The following is a 19,007-nucleotide window of genomic DNA, read 5'->3' as shown; positions in this document are numbered from 1 at the left end:
GTCGGCCGAGCGGGAGCGCGCGGACCGCCGATGTCACAAAGCCTTAGGCTCGTCCCGGAGTGGTGCGCGTATGACCGATCGACACCCTCCGCTCCACGGCGCCCACGAGGCGCGCGGTGCCAAGTTCACCGACTTCGGCGGCTGGCAGATGCCCGTCGAGTTCGACTCGATCCGGACCGAACACGCCGCGGTCCGAGAGTTCGTCGGCGTCTTCGACGTCTCGCACATGGGCGAGATCGAGGTGGCCGGACCGGACGCGACCGCCCTCGTGAACCGGCTCACGACCAACGATGTGCGCGCGCTCGACCCCGGCGACTCGCAGTACGCCGCGATCACGGACGAAGAGGGCGTGATGCTCGACGACACGGTTGTCTACCGGCTCCCCGACGGGACCCCGGCCGGCGAGGGGGCAGCGACGCTCGCGGACGTGGAGCGCGACCACGACGGCGACCTCGACGCGCCGAGCGGTGACCCGGCATACCTCTTCGTGCCGAACGCGGGCCACGACGGGCAGATGGAGGACCGCTGGACCGCCCACCGCGACGAGTGGGGACTCGACGCGACTGTCGCGAACGCCACGGAGGACTGGGCGATGCTCGCAGTTCAGGGGCCCGACGCGGCCGACGCCCTCGACGAGGTGACTCCCCGCGACCGCGTCGTCGACCTCTCGAAGTTCGAGGCGACGACGGCGGCCGTGGCGGGCGTCGAGAGCTGGGTCGCGCGCACGGGGTACACCGGCGAGGACGGCTTCGAGGTGATGTGTCCCGGCGACGCCGTCGAGTCGGTCTGGGCGGCGTTCGTCGACGACCGCGAGGCGCAGCCGTGCGGCCTCGGCGCGCGCGACACGCTCCGGACCGAGATGGGGTACCTGCTCTCCGGGCAGGACTTCGACCCCGAGAGCGATCCCCGAACGCCGTACGAGGCGCGGATCGGCTTCGTCGTGAAACTCGACACGGAGTTCGTCGGGCGCGACGCGCTGGAGGCGCAGAAGGAGGAGGGCGTCGACGAGCAGTTCGTCGGCGTCAGGCTCTCCGAGCGCGGGGTGCCGCGTGGCGGCTACGCGGTCACCGACGGCGACCTCACTCGGGTCGGCAAGCTCACCTCGGGCACGATGAGCCCGACGCTCGACGAGCCGATCGGACTCGGCTACCTCCACGAGACGTACGCCGACCCCGGCACCGAGGTGAGCGTCGTCGTGCGCGGCGACGAGAAGCGCGCCGAGGTCGTGATCCCGCCGTTCCTCGACCGCTGAGATAGGGCTCGCCGGCTTCGGCGCGCCGCTACTCCTCGACGCGCTCCTTCCGCTTCTCGACCACTTCGACGCCCGTGATCCCGGTGTCGGGATAGTTCCCGTCAGCGTCCTTCTCGGCCGCCTTCACCATGTCCCAGACGGTATTGAGGCCGGTCGTGACGCCCTCCAGCGCCTCCATCTCGCAGCCCGTCTTTCCGGTTGTCTCGACCGCGACCGTCAGTTCGATCCGGTCGTCGCCGACCGCGAACTCGGTGTCGACGTTCGTGATCGGGATCTGGTGGCACATCGGGATCGTCTCCCAGGTGTGTTTCACGGCCTGAACGGCCCCGATCCGGGCGGTCGCGAGCACGTCGCCCTTCTCGACCGCGTCGGCCTCGACCGCCGCGATCGTCTCCGGCGTCAGTCGGATCTCGCCGCGCGCGACCGCTCGCCGGCTGCTGTCGGGCTTCGCGCCCACGTCGACCATCTGGACGTCGCCCGACTCGTCGGTGTGGGTCAAGTCCTCCGCGCTCCCGGCGCCGGACGCCGCGGGTTTCTCGTCACTCATCACGCATCGCCTCCGGCAGCCGGTCGGGTAAGTCCGTCGCCACCAGCCCCGCGCCGTTCGCCTCCGCGGCCGCGTCGCCCGCCCGCCCGACGACGTACGCGCCGACCGCGGCGGCGCGGAACGGGTCGGTCACGGCCGCCAACGCGCCGACGGTTCCCGCCAGCACGTCGCCCGTTCCGCCGACCGTCATCCCGGGGTTGCCGGTGCGGTTGAGACGCACACCGTCGCCGTCAGCGATCACGTCGACAGCGCCCTTCACGAGCAGGGTGTGGCCCAGATCGGCGGCGAACTCGCGGACCAACTCTGCGCGCTCGTCCGGGTCCGACGCCGTCTCGCCGCCCATGTCGACGAGTTCGCCTTGGTGCGGCGTACAGACCAACTCGGCGTCGGTGTCGACCCCGGGGACGACCCGGAGCGCGTCGGCGTCGACGACGGCGCGGCCGTCGTACGCCGTCAGGAATTCCGCGACGAACTCGCGCACTCCGTCGCCGTCGCCGAGCCCCGGGCCGAGGACCACTGTGTCGACCCCGGCCGCGAGCGACGCGACCCGCTCGACGTGGGCGGACCCGACCCGGTCGCCCGGCAGCGGGCGGACGATGAGGTTCGGCGAGAACCCCTGAACCGCGCCGGCGACCGACTCGGGACACGCCACCCGCACGAGGTCCGCGCCCGCCCGGAGCGCGGCCAGCGCGGCCAGCGTCGGTGCGCCGGTGTACGGCCCCCCGCCGACCACCAGCACCTCGCCGTTGTCCCCCTTGTGGGAGTCCGGGTCGCGGCCGAGTCCGAGGAGGTCTCCCGGGCCGGTGTACCGCTCCGCGGCGGCCGGGATCCCGATGTCCGCGACCGTGACCGCGGCGTCGAGTGACCCCAGTCCCGGCTTCTCGTCGTGGAACGTGACGACGCGGTCGGCCTCGACGGCGGTCGATCCCGACTCGCCCGTCAGGTCGCCGGTGTCGGCGTCGATCCCGGAGGGCACGTCGACGGCGATCACGGTCGCGTCGCTCGCGTTGATCGCCGCGGCCGCCGTCTGCTCCGGCTCACGGAGTCCCCCCGCAATCCCCGAGCCGAGCATCGCGTCGACGATGACGTCGGGGGCGTCGGCGTCGGGGGCCGCGAGGGCGAAGTCGCGCGAGTCCGTCACCGTCTCGGTCGGAACGTCGGTGTTCGCGAGTGCCGCCCAGTTCTCCCGTGCGATGTCGGTGCGGATCGTCTCGGGGCGGCCGAGCAGGTGGACCGCGACGTCGTACTCGTCGAGGAACCGCGCCGCGACGAGGGCGTCGCCGCCGTTGTTTCCCCGGCCGCAGACGAGCGCGACCGCCGCGCCGGGCTCCGCGACCGCCCGGACCTCGCGAGCGACCGCGTTCCCGGACGACTCCATCAGCTGTTTGCGGGGCACGCCGAGCGCGGCCGCGTTCGCGTCGACGGCCGCCATCCGGTCGGTCGGTATCATGGGCGGGCGTTCGGACGCCCGGGGATTAAGCGGGCGGGGTCGACCCCGTCGGCGCGGCCGCTCGCGGGCGTCGGACGCGCTCCGAGCCCCGCAGCGGGTCGCGCTTCGGGAAATGAAAATGTTGAAGCGGTCCGGTGGAGAATCCCGCAAGTAACTGTGGCATCGGCACTCTCCGTCGGCGCGACCGCCTCGGTAGCGCCCTCCGCGCCCGACGTACCCGGTCCGGTCCCTCCCCTCGACGTCCGCCGCGACGGTCGCGGCCGACCGCTCGATCGACAGACGTTACCATGAATATCGGATTTTTCACCGACAGCTACTTCCCCGGGATCGACGGCGTCACGTACACGATCCAGGCGTGGCGCGACCGCCTCGAGTCCCGCGGCCACGATGTGTCCGTCGTGTATCCGGAGAGCGGCCACGAGCCCGACGACCACGAGATCCCCGTCCCCTCGCTGCCGAACCCCTTCTACCGGCAGTACCGTTTCCCGACGTACCGCCGTCTCTCGACGCTCCCCGATCTTGACGTCGTCCACTGCCACGGTCCGGCGTCGACGGGGCTGATGGGCCTCCGCTACGCAAAGCGGTACGGCGCGACGTCGGTGTACACTCACCACACCCCGGTCGAGGACTACTTCGTTCAGGGGCTCAAGTCGGAGCGGCTCGCCGCCCTCGCCGGGCGGGCGTACGTCGCCTACGAGAACCGCTTCCTGAACGCCTTCGACTGCGTCACGGCCTCGACCTCCCGGATCCGCCGCGACGTGGATCCGGTCAGGCTCCCCGTCGGGATCGAGATGGACCGATTCCGGCCGGGCAAGAGCGATCGGGTGGCCGCGCTCGCGACCGACGGCGGTCCGACGGCGGCCGACGCGCCGGTGGTCGGGTACAGCGGCCGGATGGCCCACAAGAAGAACGTCGACGAGATCCTCCGGCTCGCGGAGCGGCTTCCGGAAGTGCGGTTCGAGCTCGTCGGGGAGGGGCCGGTCCGGGCCGAGCTGGAGGCCGGCGCGTCGCCGAACGTCCGGTTCCACGACTTCCTCCCGCGCGGGGACCTCCCCGGCTTCTACGCCGCGCTCGACGTCTTCGTCACCGCGTCGACCTGCGACACGCTGGGGCTCTCGACGCTGGAGGCGAACGCCTGCGGCACCCCGGTCGCCGCCGCGGACGTGGCCCCGTTCGACGAGACGATCGAGCCCGAGAACGGCGCACGGTTCGCGCTGGGCGACCTCGGGGACATGGAACGCGCAGTCCGCGACTGCCTCGAGGGCGACAGGGACACGCGCACGGCCGTCGAGCAGTTCTCCGTGGAGCGGACGATAGACGAACTCGAGTCGATCTACGGGGTGACCGCCTAGATGGGTGCGGACAACGTCGACGCGTTCCAACGGCTCGTGTTCTCGGTGCCGCGGCTCCGGGTTCAGGCGGCCGCGCTCGTCCTCCTGAGCGGAGTGTACGGCGTCGCCACGGTCGCGGCGATCACGCTCTTCACCCCGTTCGTGCCGGACCCCTCCCGTATCGTCCCCGTCGCCGTCCTCATCTTCTTCGTCCCGTTCGCGGTCGCCGCCGAGCTGTTCCCCCGCGTCCTCGACGGCTACCCGCGCCCGTGGAGTTACTTCCTGGCGCTCACCTCACAGCTCGTCCTGTTCGTCTACGCGCTCGTGCTCTCCGGCGCGGACAACGTCGGGAACGCCTGGAGCATCATCTGGCTGAGCTTCATCACGCTGTACCTGATCAACATCCTGGTGCTCGTCGTCTCGACGGGGATCGACCGCTCCGACCGGATCCTCCTCGCGTCGCTCGCCGAGCCGGCCCTGCTCATCGCCGCCTTCTACGCGCTGGGCGGGAGCGAGCTCGGCTTCTCGACGTACCGGCACGTGTTCGCGTTCGCCTCGCTGCTCATCGCGGCCGGCTTCCTCGTGTTAGTGCTCCTCGTCGTCGACTACCTGATCCGGAGCAACACCGACGTCTCCGCGTTCGAGCTCACCTCCGGGCTGCTCCGGAACGACCGCGAGTCGCTCGACTTGGGCGTCGAGGCCCGCCCCGCGGTCGAGACGTTCGCGGTCGACAACGGGAATCGACTCACCGTCGCGGCCCCGTGGGTCCACCCCGGCCCGCTTGGCGGGTTCGGGGGCGGCCAGCTGAGCGGAAGCCTGATCGACGCGCTGAACGAGGGCCGCGGGGTCGATGCGGCCGACCGCGCCGCGGTCGCGGCGGACGGCGGGACCGCCGCCGCTGAGGGCGACGCCGGGTTCTTTTTCCACGTCCCGTGTACGCACAAGGAGGACCTCTCGAACCCGGCGGACTCCGAGCGGATCCTGGACGCGGTCACCGATCCGGACCGGACCGACCGCGCGTCGCGGCTCGTCACCGAGTCGTACGGCGAGCGCGACGGGTACGCGGACGTCAGGTTCCACGGCCGGCGGATCGGCGACCAACAGGTGGTCGTACTTCACGGGGAGGGGATCGACGACTACGACACCGGCGTGTTCATGCGCGACGTCGACCACGACGAGGTGCTGCTGATCGACCAGCACAGGCACGACATCCAGCGGGGGCCCGACGTCGAGATCCAGTACGGCTCCGCCGAGGCGGACCGCCTGAAGCGTGCCTTCGACGACTTCCGCGACCGGCTCGCGGCCGCCGACCTCGCCGACGACTACGCCGCCGGGTTCTCCGTGACGCGGGACAGTCAGAACGCGCTGGCGATGGTCGAGCGCGTCGACGGGCAGGAGGTCCTCTGGATCGGGGTCGACACGAACGGGCTCACCCCCGACGTGCGGGCGACCGCGGACGCGTACCGCGACGAGTTCGACGCGGTGATCCCCTTCTCGACGGACACCCACGCGTCGATCCACGAGCTGGCGAACATGCGCCAGTCCGACACCGATGCCATCGAGCGCGCAGTCGACCGCGCAGTCGACGACCTCTCGCCCGCGACCGTGGGGTTCGAGAGCCGACGCGCGGCCCCCGTGAAGCTCCTGAAGAACGACTACAACGGGCTCGTGTTCAGCGTGAACATCCTCATCCGGCTGACGGTCATCTCGCTGGTGACGCTGTACGTGCTGCTCGTGTTGTGGCTGTTCTTCTGAGTCGCGGCCGTCGCGGAGGGAGTCGGCAGAGGTCGGTGTCCCGCGTTCCCTCGGCGGTCCGGCCGAGTCCTCTCTGCTCGTCGCGACCGCGAAACCCGCGCTACTCGAACGCCTTCACGCCGAGCGCGGAGGCCGACGCCCCGCCGATCACCATCGGGAGCCAGTAGACCGCGCCGCGGAAGACTAAGACCGCGGCGGTGATCGCGGACGCGGCCACGCCGGTCGTGGGGACAAGCAGGCCGACGAGCGCGGCCTCGATGCCGCCGAGCCCGCCGGGGAGCGGCGTCGCGCCCGCCACGTACGACAGCGGGACGACGAAGACGGGGATCAGCGGCGAGATGGGATGACCGACCGCGGCGAACGCGACCGTGAGCGCGGCCGCCTGAAAGAGCCAGCCGACGAGCGATAAGCCGACGATGCCGAGGAGCCGGGCGCGGTCCGTGCCGACGCGCTCGATGTCGGCGAAGAAGTTCCCCAACCGGTCGGCGAGCCCCGCCTCGATAGTCTCGGCGTCGAACCGGTCGAAGCGCCCGAGGAACGGGCCGATCGCACCCGGGACGCGGTCGACGACGGCGGTGCGGTAGCGCCAGACGAACGCGATCGTCGTGACGATCGCGGCGATCAGACCGACCGCGCTCGCGACGGCGAACCCGACGCGGTCGCCGACCGCGGTGGTAGCCGCGTACGAGCCCACGCCGAGGAAGACGAGCGAGACGGAGGGGACGACGTTGAGCACGTCGACGCTCGCGATGCCGACGAGCCCCGTCTCGTACCGCGCCTCGCCCACCTTCGAGATAAGCGCGGCGGCGACCGGCTCGCCGCCGGCCTGCCCGAACGGCGTGACGTTGTTCGCGAAGGCCGCCCCGCTGTACACGAGGAACGCGGTCGGGACGGACATCTCGACATCGAGCGCGCCCAACACCGCGCGCAGCATCAGGCTCCACGCGGCGAGCCAGCAGAGCCCCAGCCCGGCGGCCGCGGCGACGAGGGGTGGGTCGGCGGCCGCGAGCGCGCCGACCACGCGGTCGACGCCCACGACGACGAACAGGACCGCGAGGAGCAGGACGGCGCCGCCCGCCCCGAGGATCAGCGCGCGCCGTTGTGGGCCTTCCATGGACAAGGTGACACCGTAGCGAACTTGAAACGTCTGCTTCGCCGCCGTCGTGCGGCGGCCGTCGCGACCGAAGGCCAGAATGAGAATACATACGTACCGGCGGGCCGACGGCTCACGCAATGGAAGATCAGCGGTTCCTCGAGTCGGAGTGGGACTACTGTTTAGTGCTCGACGCGTGCCGGTACGACGTGTTCGCGGACGTGTACGACGAGTATCTGGACGGAACGCTCGAGAAGCGCGAGAGCGTCGGCTCGTCGACGCCGGAGTGGGCCTACCGCACGTTCACCGGCGAGCACGACATCGCGTACTTCTCCGGGAACCCGTTCATCAACGACCTCGGGATCCCGCTGAACGAGCTCAAGTGGGGCGCGAGCTGCGACTACGAGTGGACCGCCTCCGAGCACATCAGCGACATCCACGACGTCTGGAAGACCCAGTGGGACGACGACCTCGGAACGGTCCCGCCGGAGGGGCTCACCCGTGCGTACCGGAACAACCGCGACGCGGTCGAGCGCGCCGACCGCACCGTCCTCCACTACATGCAGCCGCACGCCCCCTACCTCTCCCGCGGGAAGGGGCAGAAGCTCAAGCAGATCCAGAAGGGGATCAGAGAGCAGGGGGAAGAAGAGGCGAGCGACGCCGGCGACGACGACGGCGGGCTCCTCTCGTCGCTCAGCGACACCGTCCGGCCGAAAATCGAGAGCCGGCTGGACGACAGCGAGTTCGCCCAGAAAGCGGGGCTGTGGCTCGAGCTCGACCCGAAGGACCTCGTGAAAGACGGCACCCGCGTGACGGCGCTGTCGATGTACGAGGAGAACCTCCGGATCGCCTTGGAGAGCGTCTCCGAGCTCGTCGACGAGCTCGACGGCGACGTCGTCGTCACCGCCGACCACGGCGAGGCGTTCGGCGAGGAGGGCGTCTGGGAGCACCACATCGAGACGTACATCCCCGCGCTGATGGAGGTCCCGTGGCTGGAAGTCGAGTGACCGAGCCCGTCCGAGGCCGCTCCCAGCGTCGACGATGAAGGTCAGCCACTACTTCGAGCTCGAGGAGCACGTCACCGGCGGCATCGCCGCCTCCGTCGACCACCAGCGCAAGATGTTCGACCTGGCGGGGATCGAGTACACGACCGAGCCGACGCTCGACGCCGACGTGCTCCATCTCAACCTCATGGGGCCGCGCTCGGTCTGGTACGCGCGCCGGGCCCGACGGGCGGGCGTGCCGGTCGTCGCGCACACCCACGTCACGGCCGAGGACTTCGGCGACAGCTTCCGGTTCACGAACGCGCTCGCGCGGCCGCTCAAGCCGTACCTCCGGCGGGCGTACCGGCTCGCAGACCGGCTGATCTGCCCCTCGGAGTACAACCGCGACCTGATTGAGGGGTACGCGGACGTCCCGACGACGGTCGTCTCGAACGGCGTCGACCGCGAGAAGCTCGACGGCTTCGAGTCGCTGGAGGCGGAGTACCGCGAGCGCTACGACCTCGACCCGCCGACGGTGTTCATGGTCGGGCACGTGATCAAGCGGAAGGGGTTAGAGACGTTCGTCGAGACGGCCCACCGCATGCCGGACGTCGACTTCGCGTGGTTCGGCCACGTCGACCGGTCGCTGAAGGGCCGCGAGACGAAACGACTCATCGACGAGGCGCCGTCGAACTGTACGTTCACGGGGTTCGTCGACGACATTCGGGGCGCGTACGCCGCGGGCGACGTCTTCTGTTTCCCGACGCACGAGGAGAACGAGGGGATCGCACTGTTGGAGGCGATGGCGGCCGGGAAACCCCTCGTCGTGCGCGACATCGAGACGTTCTCGTGGCTGGCCGACGGCGAGGAGTGCCTGAAGGTGGGCGACGAGCGCGACGGGGCGGACGCCGCGAGCGCGGCCGACGCGCCCGGCGACAACGTCTCTGGGTTCGTCGAGGCGATAGACGAGCTTCGCGACGCGGACCGACGAGCGGAACTCGGCACGACCGCCGCCGAGCGCAGCGAGGCGTTCGCCCTCGACGCGATCGCTGACCGATACCGGTCGCTGTACGCGGAACTGGCGTAGGAGCGCCGTCGCGGCCGTCTCGCGGCGGGCGCCCGGAAATTTGCGAAAACCGCAGTTGGTATGTCCGGTGACCGAGTCCGTACGGCCAAATGGTCCGAGTCAGCGTTATCGGCTGCGGCAACATGGGTGGGGCCCTGCTCAGGGGGTTGGCCCGCGCGGAGGGGTATCACCTCACGGCGATCGACCTCGACCCCGAGGCGCTCGCCGCGATCGAAGACGTCGTGGACGAGACGACCGAGGACGTGGCGGCGGCGCGCGACGCCGATATCGCCGTCCTCGCGGTGAAGCCGGACGTGGCCCCGGCGGTGCTCGACGAGCTGGCCCTCCGCGACGACCAGCAGCTCGTGACGCTAGCCGCGGGCCTCCCCCGCGGGTTCGTCGCCGAGCGCACGGACGCGTCGGTCGTCCGCATCATGCCGAACCTCGCGGCCGAGACGGGCGACATGGCCGCCGCGGCGACGAACGCGGGCCTCACCGACGAGGTCCGGGCGATGCTCGACGACGTCGGCGAGTTCGTCGAGGTCGACGAGTCGCTGATGCACGTCTCCACGGCGGTCAACGGGAGCGGTCCCGCCTTCGCCTTCTACCTGATCGACGCGATGAAGCAGGGCGGGATCGAGAGCGGGCTCGACCCCGAGCAGGCGGAGACGCTGGCCGCGCAGACGTTCAAGGGCGCGGCGGAGACGGTGCTGCGCGACGACCGGAGCGTCGACGAGCTGATCGACGCGGTCTGCTCGCCGAACGGGACGACCATCGAGGGGATGGACGTGCTGTGGGACAGCGACGCCGACGCCGCGGTCGAGGAGGCCGTCGCGGCCGCGGAGCGCCGGTCGCGCGAGCTCGCCGAGGCGTTCGACGATGGCTGAGGACGCCGGTATCGAGCGGGTGGGCGCGACCGACGGCGAGCGCGTCGAAGCCGCTCGGCGAGAGGCGGCCACGGCTGACCGAGTGGTCGTGAAGGCCGGGACGAACTCGCTCACCGACGACGACTCCCGGCTCGACCGCGTGAAGCTCGACAAGCTCGTCGCGGACGTGATGGACCTCCGCGAGCGCGGGACGGAGGTCGTATTGGTGTCGTCGGGCGCGGTCGGCGCAGGGAGCGGGCGACTCGACGTGGGGCCGGAGTCTCGAGACGGCGTCGACTCGATCGCGGAGAGTCAGGCGCTCTCGACGGTCGGACAGGGGCTGTTGATGCGACACTACACGCAGAGCTTCGAGCGGTTCGACCAGGACGTCGCGCAAATTCTGGTCACCGGGACGGACCTTGACGCGCCAGACCGGTTCGACAACTTCACGAACACCGTCGAGATGCTTCTCTCGTGGGGCGTCGTCCCGGTCGTCAACGAGAACGACGCGGTGGCGACCGACGAACTACGGATCGGCGACAACGACATGCTGTCGGCGTCGATCGCGATCGGGTTGGACGCCGACCTCCTCGTGACGCTCACCGACGTTGACGGCGTCTACACCGGCAACCCGAAGCGCGACGCAGACGCGGGGCTGATCGAGGCGGTCGACGACGGCTACGACCGCCTCCGTGAGATCGTGGGCGACGGCACCGAGACCGCCTTCGGCGGGATCCGGACGAAGGTGGAGGGGGCCCACGACGTGAGCCGCCACGGGATCCCGGCGATCATCGCGGGGTCGGCCGAGCGCGACGTGTTAGAGCGGATCGCAGCGGGTAAGCCGACGGGCACGCTATTCGTGCCGAAGACTGGTGACGACGATGAGTGACACCGACACGGAACCGGAGACCGACGTTGAAGCCGACACCGACGAGCTGGCCCGGCGGGCCGAAAGCGCCGCGCTTCGGCTCGCGAACGCCGACGAGGCCACCCGGAACGAAGCGCTCCGGGCCATCGCCGACGAGATCCGCGAGCGCGAGGCGGAGATCTTGGAAGCGAACGCGGTCGACGTCGAGGAAGCGGAGGCGATGCTCGCGGACGGCGAATACACGCAGGCCCTCGTCGACCGCCTGAAGCTCGACGAGACGAAAATCGAGGAGATCGCGTCGATGGTCGAGTCGGTCGCCGAGCAGGACGACCCGCTCGGGGAGACGCTCGCGGCCCGCGAGCTCGACGACGGGCTGGAGCTGTACCGCGTCGCCGTCCCGATCGGCGTCGTCGCAACCGTGTTCGAGTCGCGGCCGGACGCCCTCGTCCAGATCGCCGCGCTCGCACTGAAGTCGGGCAACGCGGTCGTCCTCAAGGGCGGCAGCGAGGCCAGCGAGTCGAACCGGGCCCTCCACGAGGCGATCGTCGACGCGACCGCCGACCTCCCCGACGGCTGGGCCGCGCACATCGAGGCGCACGAGGAGGTCGACCGCCTCCTCGAGCTCGACGACCGCGTCGACCTGGTGATGCCGCGCGGCTCCAGCGAGTTCGTCTCGTACGTCCAAGAGCACACCCAGATCCCCGTGTTGGGTCACACGGAGGGGGTCTGCCATGTCTACGTCGACGAGGCGGCCGATCTGGAGATGGCGGCCAACGTCGCCTTCGACGCGAAGGTCCAGTACCCCGCGGTGTGTAACGCAGTCGAGACGCTGCTCGTCCACGAGTCCGTCGCCGACGCGTTCCTCCCCGGCCTCGTCGAGCGGTACGAGTCGGCCGGCGTCGAGCTCCGCGGCGACGAGCGGACCCGCGAGGTCGTCGACGTCGCCCCCGCGGCCGACGACGACTGGGACGCCGAGTACGGCGACCTCGAACTGTCGATCAAGGTCGTCGACGACGTCTACGACGCGGTCGAACACGTCAACGAACACGGCTCGAAACACACCGAGTCGATCCTCACCGAGGACGCGGAGGCGGCCGAGACGTTCATGACCGGCGTTGACGCCGCGAGCGTCTTCCACAACGCGTCGACGCGGTTCGCGGACGGCTACCGCTACGGACTCGGCGCGGAGGTCGGCATCTCGACCGGGAAGATCCATGCCCGCGGTCCGGTGGGACTGGCGGGGCTCACGACCTACAAGTACTACTTAGAGGGCGACGGCCACCTCGTCGCGAGCTACAGCGGCGAGGACGCCATCCCATTCACGCACCGGGAACTCGACGACGCGGAGTGGACGCCGGGCTCGCTGTCGACGCACTAGCCTCCGCGACCGCAGCTCGTCGGCACGACCGCCACTGTCCGGGCCGCGGGGAGTGGGCGGCCGACGAGTAGCGCCCACTTACTCGTCGGTCGCGTCCGGGACGATCGTCACCGGCACCGACGCTCCCTCCGCGACGGCGAACGCAGTGTTCCCCTCTCGGAGCGACGCCAACTGGCCCTTCGATCGGTGGCCGATCACGATGTGCTCGACGGCCACGTCGTCCGACATGTCGACGAGCTGCTTCCCGACAGCCGTTCCGGACCGGAGCCCGCTCCGGTCGAGATGTTCGAGCGTGACCGTCGTCCCCACGCCGATATCCTCGACGAACGACTCGATCTCGTCGCGGAAGCTCCGCTCTGCCCCCGACGCGGTCGCGTTGGCGATGACGTGGGCGACCGTCAGCGACTGTCCTGTCGCCCCGGCCAGCCGCGCCGCGGTCTCGATCACCGCCTCGTAGCGGTCGTCGTCGCTGATGGCAGCGAGAATAGCCATACGTCTTTCATGTGTCAGATAATATTAACGCTTGCTCCGGTCGGGGTCGGTCACCCGTTCGCCTCGCTCGTCGCCCGACGCAGCGTCGCGACCGCTTCGTCGTCCCACGCCACGCACTCGGTGGTCGCGAGGTGAAGCCGCCGGCACAGGCCTGGCGGCGGCGCGCCGCTCGTCGAGACCACCGGCCGCGTCCGAGCCTCCCACGAGAGCGTCCACGGCGCGTCGGGTTCGACTCTGAGGTAGGTCGTCGCGTCTCCGTCGGGAACGACCTCCGAGAGCGGGACGCGCCGACGACCCGCCGTGGTCGCGTCGTCGACGACCGTCGTCGCCGACCGCGGCACGGTCTCGAGCGCGCGGACCGCGTCGACGAACTCTGCCGGGCCGCCGGCTTTCCACGTCGCCGTCAGGTGGGTCGCGAACGTCTCGAGGTAAACTGGCGGGTCGACCGAGACCGTCCGCGGGTGGCGTTCCGGCGCGTCGTCGGGCATACGAGATACTGCGGCCGAGCGAGCAAGAGCGTCTCGGCCCGAATTGGTCCATATCGACGGGTCGCTCCCTGGAAGCGCGGCCGCGACCGTGACGGGCCCACGCCCTCCCAATCAGGCGTCGAACTCCGGCAGCCGCCCGCCGTCGACGGCGACGTTCTCGCCGCTGACGTACGCGGCCGCGTCGCTCAGGAAGAACCGGAGCGGCGCGGCGACGTCCTCGAAGTTCGCCGGGCGGCCGCGAGGGAAGTCCTCGACGCCGGCTTCGGTGTTCGAGACGGCGAACGGCGAGACGGCGTTGACCGTAATCCCGTCGTCGCTGGTGTCCGCCGCCAGCATCCGCGTGAACATGAGTACACCCGTCTTCGCGACGAAGTAGGGGAAGTTCACGGGGTGGGCGTGCATCCGATCGCTGTCGGCGAAGCCGAGGTTCACGATCCGGCCCCACCCCCGGTCGCGCATGGCGGGCAGGGCCCGACGCGAGCAGAGCACCGTGCCGTAGAACGTCGTCTCGACCACGTTCCGCCACGACTCCCACTCGATGTCGCTCCAGTGGCGAGCGTCGAAGTCGCCGACGTTGTTGACGAGGATATCGACCGACCCGAGCTCGGCCTCGACCGTGTCGAACAGCTCGTCGACGGCGTCCGGGTCGGTGATGTCGCCTTGAGCGGTGAGGGCGGTCCCGCCTCGCTCGCGGACCTCCTCGGCGGTGGCGGTCGCCGCCGCCTCGCTCTCGTTGTAGTGTACCACGACGTCGGCGCCGCAGTCGGCGATCGAAAGCAGTAGCTCACGGCCGACGCGCTTCGCACTGCCGGTCACGAGGGCCGTCCGTCCGCTCAGATCGGGGCGTAGCTCCATGTGAGATCCATGTACCGGACCGCTCCTAAGCGTTCCTCACGGGTCGCGGTGCCGACGGTCACAAGTTACCCGAGTCTCGAAAAAGCAGTGGTGTGACCGTCGCTGGCGAGTTGACTGCCGGGTTACTCGTCGTCGCCGCCGTCCGTGAGGATCTCGACGTCCGTCGCCTCTTCGGGTTCGGACAGCGACGGGTCTTCGACGGCCTCCTCGGTCGTCTCCTCTTCGTCTCGCGTCCACTCTCGCGGGGTGTGTCCGTGACACATGGTACAGTATATCATACCAATTGCGGACGATTAAATCCTTGGTCGTGATCGGCCTGTATCGACCGCGAACGGCTCTCGGAGCCCGCCGACCGCTCGTCACGCGACCGGTGTCGGCGCAGGCCTGGCGGAGTGGCAGCTAGGGGGAAGCCGGCGGTGGGAGGTCGACAAGCAGCGACACACGCGCCACCCGAACGTCGCCGTAGGAGGTAGCATCACGAGAAGCCGCCGTACACGTCGGTCCTGATCATCTCTGAAGCAGGTTCATGACCTCGTCGAGGAAGTCGTCATCACTTTCGCGGGTGACCGCGGCGCGACGGTAGCGACGTCATCGCGCCGGTTCTGGGTTCGTTCGGGAGTTAGCGTTTCCAGTCACTCGGGCCTCAAATTCGATATAGCGACATACGATTTACGCGTTTCGTCTCGGACTGATTCTCGTGGGCACGAATACGACAAAATCGAATCGATTCGATCGATTTCGGCCTCACTCCGGAATTATTACCCTCGGCGCTCTCGCAGCACGGAGTATGACCGACTCGGATTGGGGCGACTGGCTGCCGCGCGCGGTCGCGGACGCCGACCCCGACACGGTGGCGCTGTGGTACCTGGGCTGTAACGGCTTCGCGATCAAGGGGAGCGAGGGGACCGTCCTCTGGATCGACCCGTACGTCGGGACGGGAGACCCCCCGCGGACGGTGCGGATGATCCCGATTCCGTTCGACCCCGAAGACGTGGACGTCGCGGACGCGGTGTTGGCCACCCACGAGCACACGGACCACGTCCACGGGCCGTCGCAGGCGCCGATTCTCGCCAACACCGACGCCGACCTCGTCGCGCCTGACGACTCACTCGCGGTCGCCCGCGAGGAGGAGCGCTGGACCGACGAGTACGCCGTCGACGAAGCCGCGTTCACCGAGGTGACGGAGGGCGACGAGCTGCGGATCGGCGAGTTCACGATTCACGTGGCCGAGACGCACGACCCGGACGCCACCCACCCCGTCGGCTACGTGATCGAGCACGACGCCGGGACGGTGTTCCACGCCGGCGACAGCAAGCCGTCGCCGACGTTCGCAGGGCTTGCCGAGCGGTTCGACATCGACGTCGGCATCCTCGCGTTCGGCTCCGAGGGCACGATTCCCGACAAGGAGACGGGGGAACCGGTCCAAACCAAGTGGTACAGCGACGAGAACGAGATTGCGGCGGCCGCGAACGACCTCGGGCTCGACCGGCTGGTGCCGACCCACTGGGACATGTGGAAAGGGTTGACCGCGGACCCGACCGCGCTCCACGACCACGTGCGGAGCTACGCGTCGCCGAACCGGCTCGAGATAGTCGAGATCGGCGACCGAATCGACCTGTAAACGGGAGTTGAACGGCCGTTTTCGCCGGAATTCGGTTATCAACCACGAAACGCGGCCCGTGGAATTTAAGCCCCTGCTCCGGGACGTGCGGACATGAGCGAACGGACGGCGGAGGCGGCCACGACCGTCGACGAGGACGGCATCCGCGTCGAGAAATCCTTCACTGACGACGCGTTCCCCGTGCCCGCGGTGATGTACACCCTCTCTTCACACCGCGAGGACCCCGTACGGGTGCGTATCGTCGACCGGATCCCGGAGTCGTTCCCGATGGACCGTGTGGGGTTCCATCCGGAGTACGAGAGCGAGAACTGGACCGCGTACAAGGACCACCGCGTGGAGTTCGAGCGCGTGATAGACCCCGACGAGACCGTCGAGACGGTGTTCGGGATCCGCGACGACGACCCCGACCTCGACGGGTTCCTCGGGACACCCGTGATCGAACACGTGCCTGTCGGCGAGGAGATAGAGGACGTCCTCGGGGCCGGCGACACGGACGCCGTCAGGGAGGTCCTCTCCGGCGACCGCGCGACGCTCCCGGGGATGGCCGAGGGCGACGAGCTCCTGCCGGAAGACCCCGCTGAGGAGCCCACGACCGACGAGCCGGCCGCGGAGCCAGCCGACGCGTCCGACGACGATGGAACGCCCGACCCCGAGCAGGAACCGGAGCCCGACGCGCCCGAACCCCGCGCTGTCGGGAGCGAGAGTACGGCCGCCGTCACGCCGCACGGGGGCGATTCCGCCGCCTCCGCGGTCGAGACGGAGGCCGAGCCGGAGCCTGAAGCTGAGCCGGAGCCCGACGAACAGACAGAGTCCGAAGACGAACCGGAGCCGGCGGCCGACGAGGCCGACGCGACACTCGAGAGCGACGACGCCGACACGACGGAGTCGGTCGAAACCGAGGCGGACGACGGAGCCGAGGAAGCCGACGAGACGGCGACGCTGCCCGGGGAGGGAGGCCTCACGGCGGCGCTGGCGAGCGAAATCCGTTCCGGCGCGGCCGACGAGGCGGACGTCGAGACCATCGAAGAAGCGTTCGGCGCGGGCGTCCCGCGCAGCGTCGACGTGCGGATCGCTCGGCTCCAGTCGAGCGTGGCCGACATCGAGGCGTACGCCGACGCGCTCGCAGAGTTCATCGACGGCGAGGGGACCGCCCGGGAGATCCTCGACGGGATCGACGAGCGGGTCGACGACGTCGAGTCCGAGGTCGACGCCCTCGACGACCGGCTCGACGCCGCCGCCGACGAACGCGAGGCGATCGAGTCCGATGTCAAGCGCGTCGATTCGGCGGTCGACTCCGCCACCGAGGCGGTCGACGCGGTCGACGAACGGGTCGACTCCGTCGAGGGCGACGTCGAGACGGTCGACGCCGACGTGCGCGACGTCGAGGACGACGTACAGACGGTCAAGGCCGACGTCGAATCGGTCGACGAGTCCGTCGAATCGGTCCACGACGCCGTCGACGCCGTCGAGAGCGACGTGGACGACCTCGCCGCCGACGTCGAGCGGGTTGACGGGGAGGCGGACGCCGTCGCGGAGACGGTCGACGACTTGGGCGACGACGTCGAGACGCTGTACGAGGAGGTCGACAAGGCGGCGGAACGCGCAGAGACCGCCGAGGAGACGGCAGAGAGCGCCGACGAGGCGGCGGCCGACGCCGCGGACCGCGTCGACGACGTGGAGTCCGGGCTCGAGCGCTTCGACGAGGAGTTCGACGACCTGTGGGACGACCTCGCGAAGGTCGACTCGCGGCTCACCGACATCGAAGACCGGCTCGGCGACGACCTCGACGACGTCACCGCCGAGATCGACGAGATCAACGAGCACCTCGACGAGCTCGACGAGTTCCGGACGCGCCTCAACGAAGCGTTCGGCCCGTAAGGCGACGCACTCGGGCGTTTTGCCCACTTGTCTAACTTTGTCGACGGCCCACCTGCTGCCGGCTCCGAAACGCAACCCGTTTCAGGTGCGCGGCCGCAGATAGCGCAATGACAGACCCGGTTCCGGTCGCCGTCCCGCGCAAGGGTCGCCCGCTCGAAGCGGTGTTAGAGCAATTCGCGGCCGTGACTGACGGCGAGCGTCTCGACCGGCTCGCCGACGACGTGAGCAACACGCTACGGTACGAGAAGGCCGTCACGAAGGGCTCGGTCGACGCCGACGAGGGCCCCTACGAGCGGCTGGCGGAGTACTCCGACCACACGACGCCGACGGAGCCGGAGTTCACGCTGCTGCGCGACGACAGGGACGGGAAGCCCCGTCGGATCGTCTTCGACGCCGCCACGGTCGAATTGGGCGACGTGACGGTCAAACTCGTCGGGCGAGAGGAGCCGTTTCGGGCCCTGCGGACCCACGAGTTCGCGCTCGGATTCGACTCAGCGGACCTCGTCTTAGAAGAGGTAGTTGAGATCAGAGAGCGCGGGCTCGGCACCATCGCCGACATCAACGACCGCATCGACCCGGTCGACACCGACGTGCGGGTCGCGACCGGCCTCGGCGACACGGTGTACCACACGCTGATGGGACGCGAGGACCGACGGGCCCCGAACACGACGTTCGACCGCGAGTACCTCGCCGACTACGAGGGGCCGCTGTGTATCTCGCCGCGGTACGAGCGCCTCGTCACGGCGGTGTTGGGGACCGACGCGCTCGACGGCGTGGAGTTCGTCTACCCGGACGCACACGAGGAGGAGGAGGCCGCAATCGCCCGGTTCGGACTCGGCGTGTACCTCACCGTCACCGGGTCGACGGCCCGGGAACACGGCCTCTCCGTCGGCGAGCACCTGTTCCCGAGCGAGACGGTCCTGATGCGGAACGCGGTCGAGACGGACGAATCGGTCTCCCGCGTCCTCCGCGCGCTCGAACGCGAGGCGGCCGACTCGGAGATCAGCGTCTGACTCCGCGCCGACGATATCGCGACATGCGATATACGTGTCCGTGTCTTGTCGGACTGTACTGATCTGGCTTC

The 19,007-nt window shown here is 69.7% G+C and carries 18 protein-coding genes; 11 read left to right on the top strand and 7 right to left on the bottom strand.

Features of this window, described 5'->3' with window-relative positions:
• Positions 1 to 70 precede the first annotated feature (70 nt).
• Positions 71 to 1,252 carry a glycine cleavage system aminomethyltransferase GcvT gene (locus tag ABNG04_RS09615; protein WP_371162165.1) on the top strand — a complete coding sequence of 394 codons (1,182 nt, stop codon included), beginning with the start codon at positions 71 to 73 and terminating at the stop codon, positions 1,250 to 1,252.
• Between the two features lie 28 nt (positions 1,253 to 1,280).
• Here ABNG04_RS09615 and moaC read toward each other — a convergent pair whose 3' ends face one another.
• Together moaC and ABNG04_RS09605 are read right to left on the bottom strand one after the other, a co-directional pair.
• Complete coding sequence (moaC, locus tag ABNG04_RS09610) at positions 1,281 to 1,799, bottom strand: cyclic pyranopterin monophosphate synthase MoaC (RefSeq protein WP_371162163.1); 519 nt, start codon at positions 1,797 to 1,799, stop codon at positions 1,281 to 1,283.
• Positions 1,792 to 3,249 (bottom strand): NAD(P)H-hydrate dehydratase, encoded by a 1,458-nt coding sequence (locus ABNG04_RS09605; RefSeq protein ID WP_371162161.1) that lies wholly within the window; start codon positions 3,247 to 3,249, stop codon positions 1,792 to 1,794. Before ABNG04_RS09605 ends, moaC begins: the two co-directional genes overlap by 8 nt.
• A 287-nt stretch (positions 3,250 to 3,536) precedes the next feature.
• Here ABNG04_RS09605 and ABNG04_RS09600 point away from each other — a divergent pair, with 287 nt between their 5' ends.
• Positions 3,537 to 4,601 carry a glycosyltransferase gene (locus ABNG04_RS09600; RefSeq protein ID WP_371162159.1) on the top strand — a complete coding sequence of 355 codons (1,065 nt, stop codon included), beginning with the start codon at positions 3,537 to 3,539 and terminating at the stop codon, positions 4,599 to 4,601.
• Positions 4,602 to 6,335, top strand: coding sequence for a DUF2070 family protein (locus tag ABNG04_RS09595; protein ID WP_371162157.1), 1,734 nt, complete (start codon positions 4,602 to 4,604; stop codon positions 6,333 to 6,335). It begins immediately after the preceding gene.
• Between the two features lie 100 nt (positions 6,336 to 6,435).
• On the opposite strand, the gene ABNG04_RS09590 is transcribed toward ABNG04_RS09595, so the two are convergent.
• Positions 6,436 to 7,449, bottom strand: coding sequence for a lysylphosphatidylglycerol synthase transmembrane domain-containing protein (locus ABNG04_RS09590; protein WP_371162155.1), 1,014 nt, complete (start codon positions 7,447 to 7,449; stop codon positions 6,436 to 6,438).
• Positions 7,450 to 7,568: 119 nt separating this feature from the next.
• On the opposite strand from ABNG04_RS09590, the gene ABNG04_RS09585 reads away from it, so the two are divergent.
• The 5 genes from ABNG04_RS09585 to ABNG04_RS09565 all read left to right on the top strand — a co-directional run bounded on the left by ABNG04_RS09585 (position 7,569) and on the right by ABNG04_RS09565 (position 12,589).
• A complete protein-coding gene (locus ABNG04_RS09585) occupies positions 7,569 to 8,435 on the top strand; it encodes a hypothetical protein (protein WP_371162153.1) in 867 nt (288 codons plus the stop codon).
• A gap of 34 nt (positions 8,436 to 8,469) precedes the next feature.
• Positions 8,470 to 9,498, top strand: a complete 1,029-nt coding sequence (locus ABNG04_RS09580) for a glycosyltransferase family 4 protein (RefSeq protein ID WP_371162151.1) — start codon at positions 8,470 to 8,472, stop codon at positions 9,496 to 9,498.
• Between the two features lie 89 nt (positions 9,499 to 9,587).
• A complete protein-coding gene (proC, locus tag ABNG04_RS09575; protein ID WP_371162149.1) occupies positions 9,588 to 10,364 on the top strand; it encodes a pyrroline-5-carboxylate reductase in 777 nt (258 codons plus the stop codon).
• The gene (proB, locus tag ABNG04_RS09570) at positions 10,357 to 11,232 is read left to right on the top strand and encodes a glutamate 5-kinase (protein ID WP_371162148.1); all 876 of its coding nucleotides are present in this window, start codon (positions 10,357 to 10,359) and stop codon (positions 11,230 to 11,232) included. Before proC ends, proB begins: the two co-directional genes overlap by 8 nt.
• Complete coding sequence (locus ABNG04_RS09565) at positions 11,216 to 12,589, top strand: glutamate-5-semialdehyde dehydrogenase (protein WP_371162146.1); 1,374 nt, start codon at positions 11,216 to 11,218, stop codon at positions 12,587 to 12,589. The genes proB and ABNG04_RS09565 overlap by 17 nt, the downstream gene beginning before the upstream one ends.
• A gap of 78 nt (positions 12,590 to 12,667) precedes the next feature.
• Here the strand turns inward: ABNG04_RS09565 and ABNG04_RS09560 are convergent, their stop codons facing one another.
• The 4 genes from ABNG04_RS09560 to ABNG04_RS09545 form a co-directional block, all read right to left on the bottom strand.
• Positions 12,668 to 13,081 carry a universal stress protein gene (locus ABNG04_RS09560; RefSeq protein ID WP_371162145.1) on the bottom strand — a complete coding sequence of 138 codons (414 nt, stop codon included), beginning with the start codon at positions 13,079 to 13,081 and terminating at the stop codon, positions 12,668 to 12,670.
• Positions 13,082 to 13,131: 50 nt separating this feature from the next.
• Positions 13,132 to 13,569, bottom strand: coding sequence for a hypothetical protein (locus ABNG04_RS09555; RefSeq protein WP_371162143.1), 438 nt, complete (start codon positions 13,567 to 13,569; stop codon positions 13,132 to 13,134).
• A 111-nt stretch (positions 13,570 to 13,680) separates the two neighbouring features.
• A complete protein-coding gene (locus ABNG04_RS09550; RefSeq protein WP_371162142.1) occupies positions 13,681 to 14,424 on the bottom strand; it encodes an SDR family NAD(P)-dependent oxidoreductase in 744 nt (247 codons plus the stop codon).
• 122 nt (positions 14,425 to 14,546) lie between these two features.
• Positions 14,547 to 14,687 (bottom strand): hypothetical protein, encoded by a 141-nt coding sequence (locus ABNG04_RS09545; RefSeq protein WP_371162140.1) that lies wholly within the window; start codon positions 14,685 to 14,687, stop codon positions 14,547 to 14,549.
• 524 nt (positions 14,688 to 15,211) lie between these two features.
• On the opposite strand from ABNG04_RS09545, the gene ABNG04_RS09540 reads away from it, so the two are divergent.
• The 3 genes from ABNG04_RS09540 to ABNG04_RS09530 all read left to right on the top strand — a co-directional run bounded on the left by ABNG04_RS09540 (position 15,212) and on the right by ABNG04_RS09530 (position 18,936).
• Complete coding sequence (locus tag ABNG04_RS09540) at positions 15,212 to 16,045, top strand: MBL fold metallo-hydrolase (protein ID WP_371162138.1); 834 nt, start codon at positions 15,212 to 15,214, stop codon at positions 16,043 to 16,045.
• 93 nt (positions 16,046 to 16,138) lie between these two features.
• A complete protein-coding gene (locus ABNG04_RS09535; RefSeq protein WP_371162136.1) occupies positions 16,139 to 17,923 on the top strand; it encodes an alanine-zipper protein in 1,785 nt (594 codons plus the stop codon).
• A gap of 107 nt (positions 17,924 to 18,030) precedes the next feature.
• Positions 18,031 to 18,936 (top strand): phosphoribosyltransferase HisG-related protein, encoded by a 906-nt coding sequence (locus ABNG04_RS09530; protein WP_371162134.1) that lies wholly within the window; start codon positions 18,031 to 18,033, stop codon positions 18,934 to 18,936.
• The last annotated feature ends 71 nt before the right edge of the window (positions 18,937 to 19,007 follow it).

This window comes from Halorubrum miltondacostae, assembly GCF_041379815.1.
Classification (GTDB): Archaea; Halobacteriota; Halobacteria; order Halobacteriales; family Haloferacaceae; genus Halorubrum; species Halorubrum miltondacostae.
This window is presented reverse-complemented; position numbering and strand designations above follow the sequence as displayed.

Excerpts from the sequence above, each read along its gene's own strand:
- ABNG04_RS09615 (WP_371162165.1), top strand. The coding sequence starts at position 71 with ATGACCGATCGACACCCTCCGCTCCACGGCGCCCACGAGGCGCGCGGT.
- moaC (WP_371162163.1), bottom strand. The coding sequence starts at position 1,799 with ATGAGTGACGAGAAACCCGCGGCGTCCGGCGCCGGGAGCGCGGAGGAC.
- ABNG04_RS09605 (WP_371162161.1), bottom strand. The coding sequence starts at position 3,249 with ATGATACCGACCGACCGGATGGCGGCCGTCGACGCGAACGCGGCCGCG.
- ABNG04_RS09600 (WP_371162159.1), top strand. The coding sequence starts at position 3,537 with ATGAATATCGGATTTTTCACCGACAGCTACTTCCCCGGGATCGACGGC.
- ABNG04_RS09595 (WP_371162157.1), top strand. The coding sequence starts at position 4,602 with ATGGGTGCGGACAACGTCGACGCGTTCCAACGGCTCGTGTTCTCGGTG.
- ABNG04_RS09590 (WP_371162155.1), bottom strand. The coding sequence starts at position 7,449 with ATGGAAGGCCCACAACGGCGCGCGCTGATCCTCGGGGCGGGCGGCGCC.
- ABNG04_RS09585 (WP_371162153.1), top strand. The coding sequence starts at position 7,569 with ATGGAAGATCAGCGGTTCCTCGAGTCGGAGTGGGACTACTGTTTAGTG.
- ABNG04_RS09580 (WP_371162151.1), top strand. The coding sequence starts at position 8,470 with ATGAAGGTCAGCCACTACTTCGAGCTCGAGGAGCACGTCACCGGCGGC.
- proC (WP_371162149.1), top strand. The coding sequence starts at position 9,588 with ATGGTCCGAGTCAGCGTTATCGGCTGCGGCAACATGGGTGGGGCCCTG.
- proB (WP_371162148.1), top strand. The coding sequence starts at position 10,357 with ATGGCTGAGGACGCCGGTATCGAGCGGGTGGGCGCGACCGACGGCGAG.
- ABNG04_RS09560 (WP_371162145.1), bottom strand. The coding sequence starts at position 13,081 with ATGGCTATTCTCGCTGCCATCAGCGACGACGACCGCTACGAGGCGGTG.
- ABNG04_RS09555 (WP_371162143.1), bottom strand. The coding sequence starts at position 13,569 with ATGCCCGACGACGCGCCGGAACGCCACCCGCGGACGGTCTCGGTCGAC.
- ABNG04_RS09550 (WP_371162142.1), bottom strand. The coding sequence starts at position 14,424 with ATGGAGCTACGCCCCGATCTGAGCGGACGGACGGCCCTCGTGACCGGC.
- ABNG04_RS09545 (WP_371162140.1), bottom strand. The coding sequence starts at position 14,687 with ATGTGTCACGGACACACCCCGCGAGAGTGGACGCGAGACGAAGAGGAG.
- ABNG04_RS09540 (WP_371162138.1), top strand. The coding sequence starts at position 15,212 with ATGACCGACTCGGATTGGGGCGACTGGCTGCCGCGCGCGGTCGCGGAC.
- ABNG04_RS09535 (WP_371162136.1), top strand. The coding sequence starts at position 16,139 with ATGAGCGAACGGACGGCGGAGGCGGCCACGACCGTCGACGAGGACGGC.
- ABNG04_RS09530 (WP_371162134.1), top strand. The coding sequence starts at position 18,031 with ATGACAGACCCGGTTCCGGTCGCCGTCCCGCGCAAGGGTCGCCCGCTC.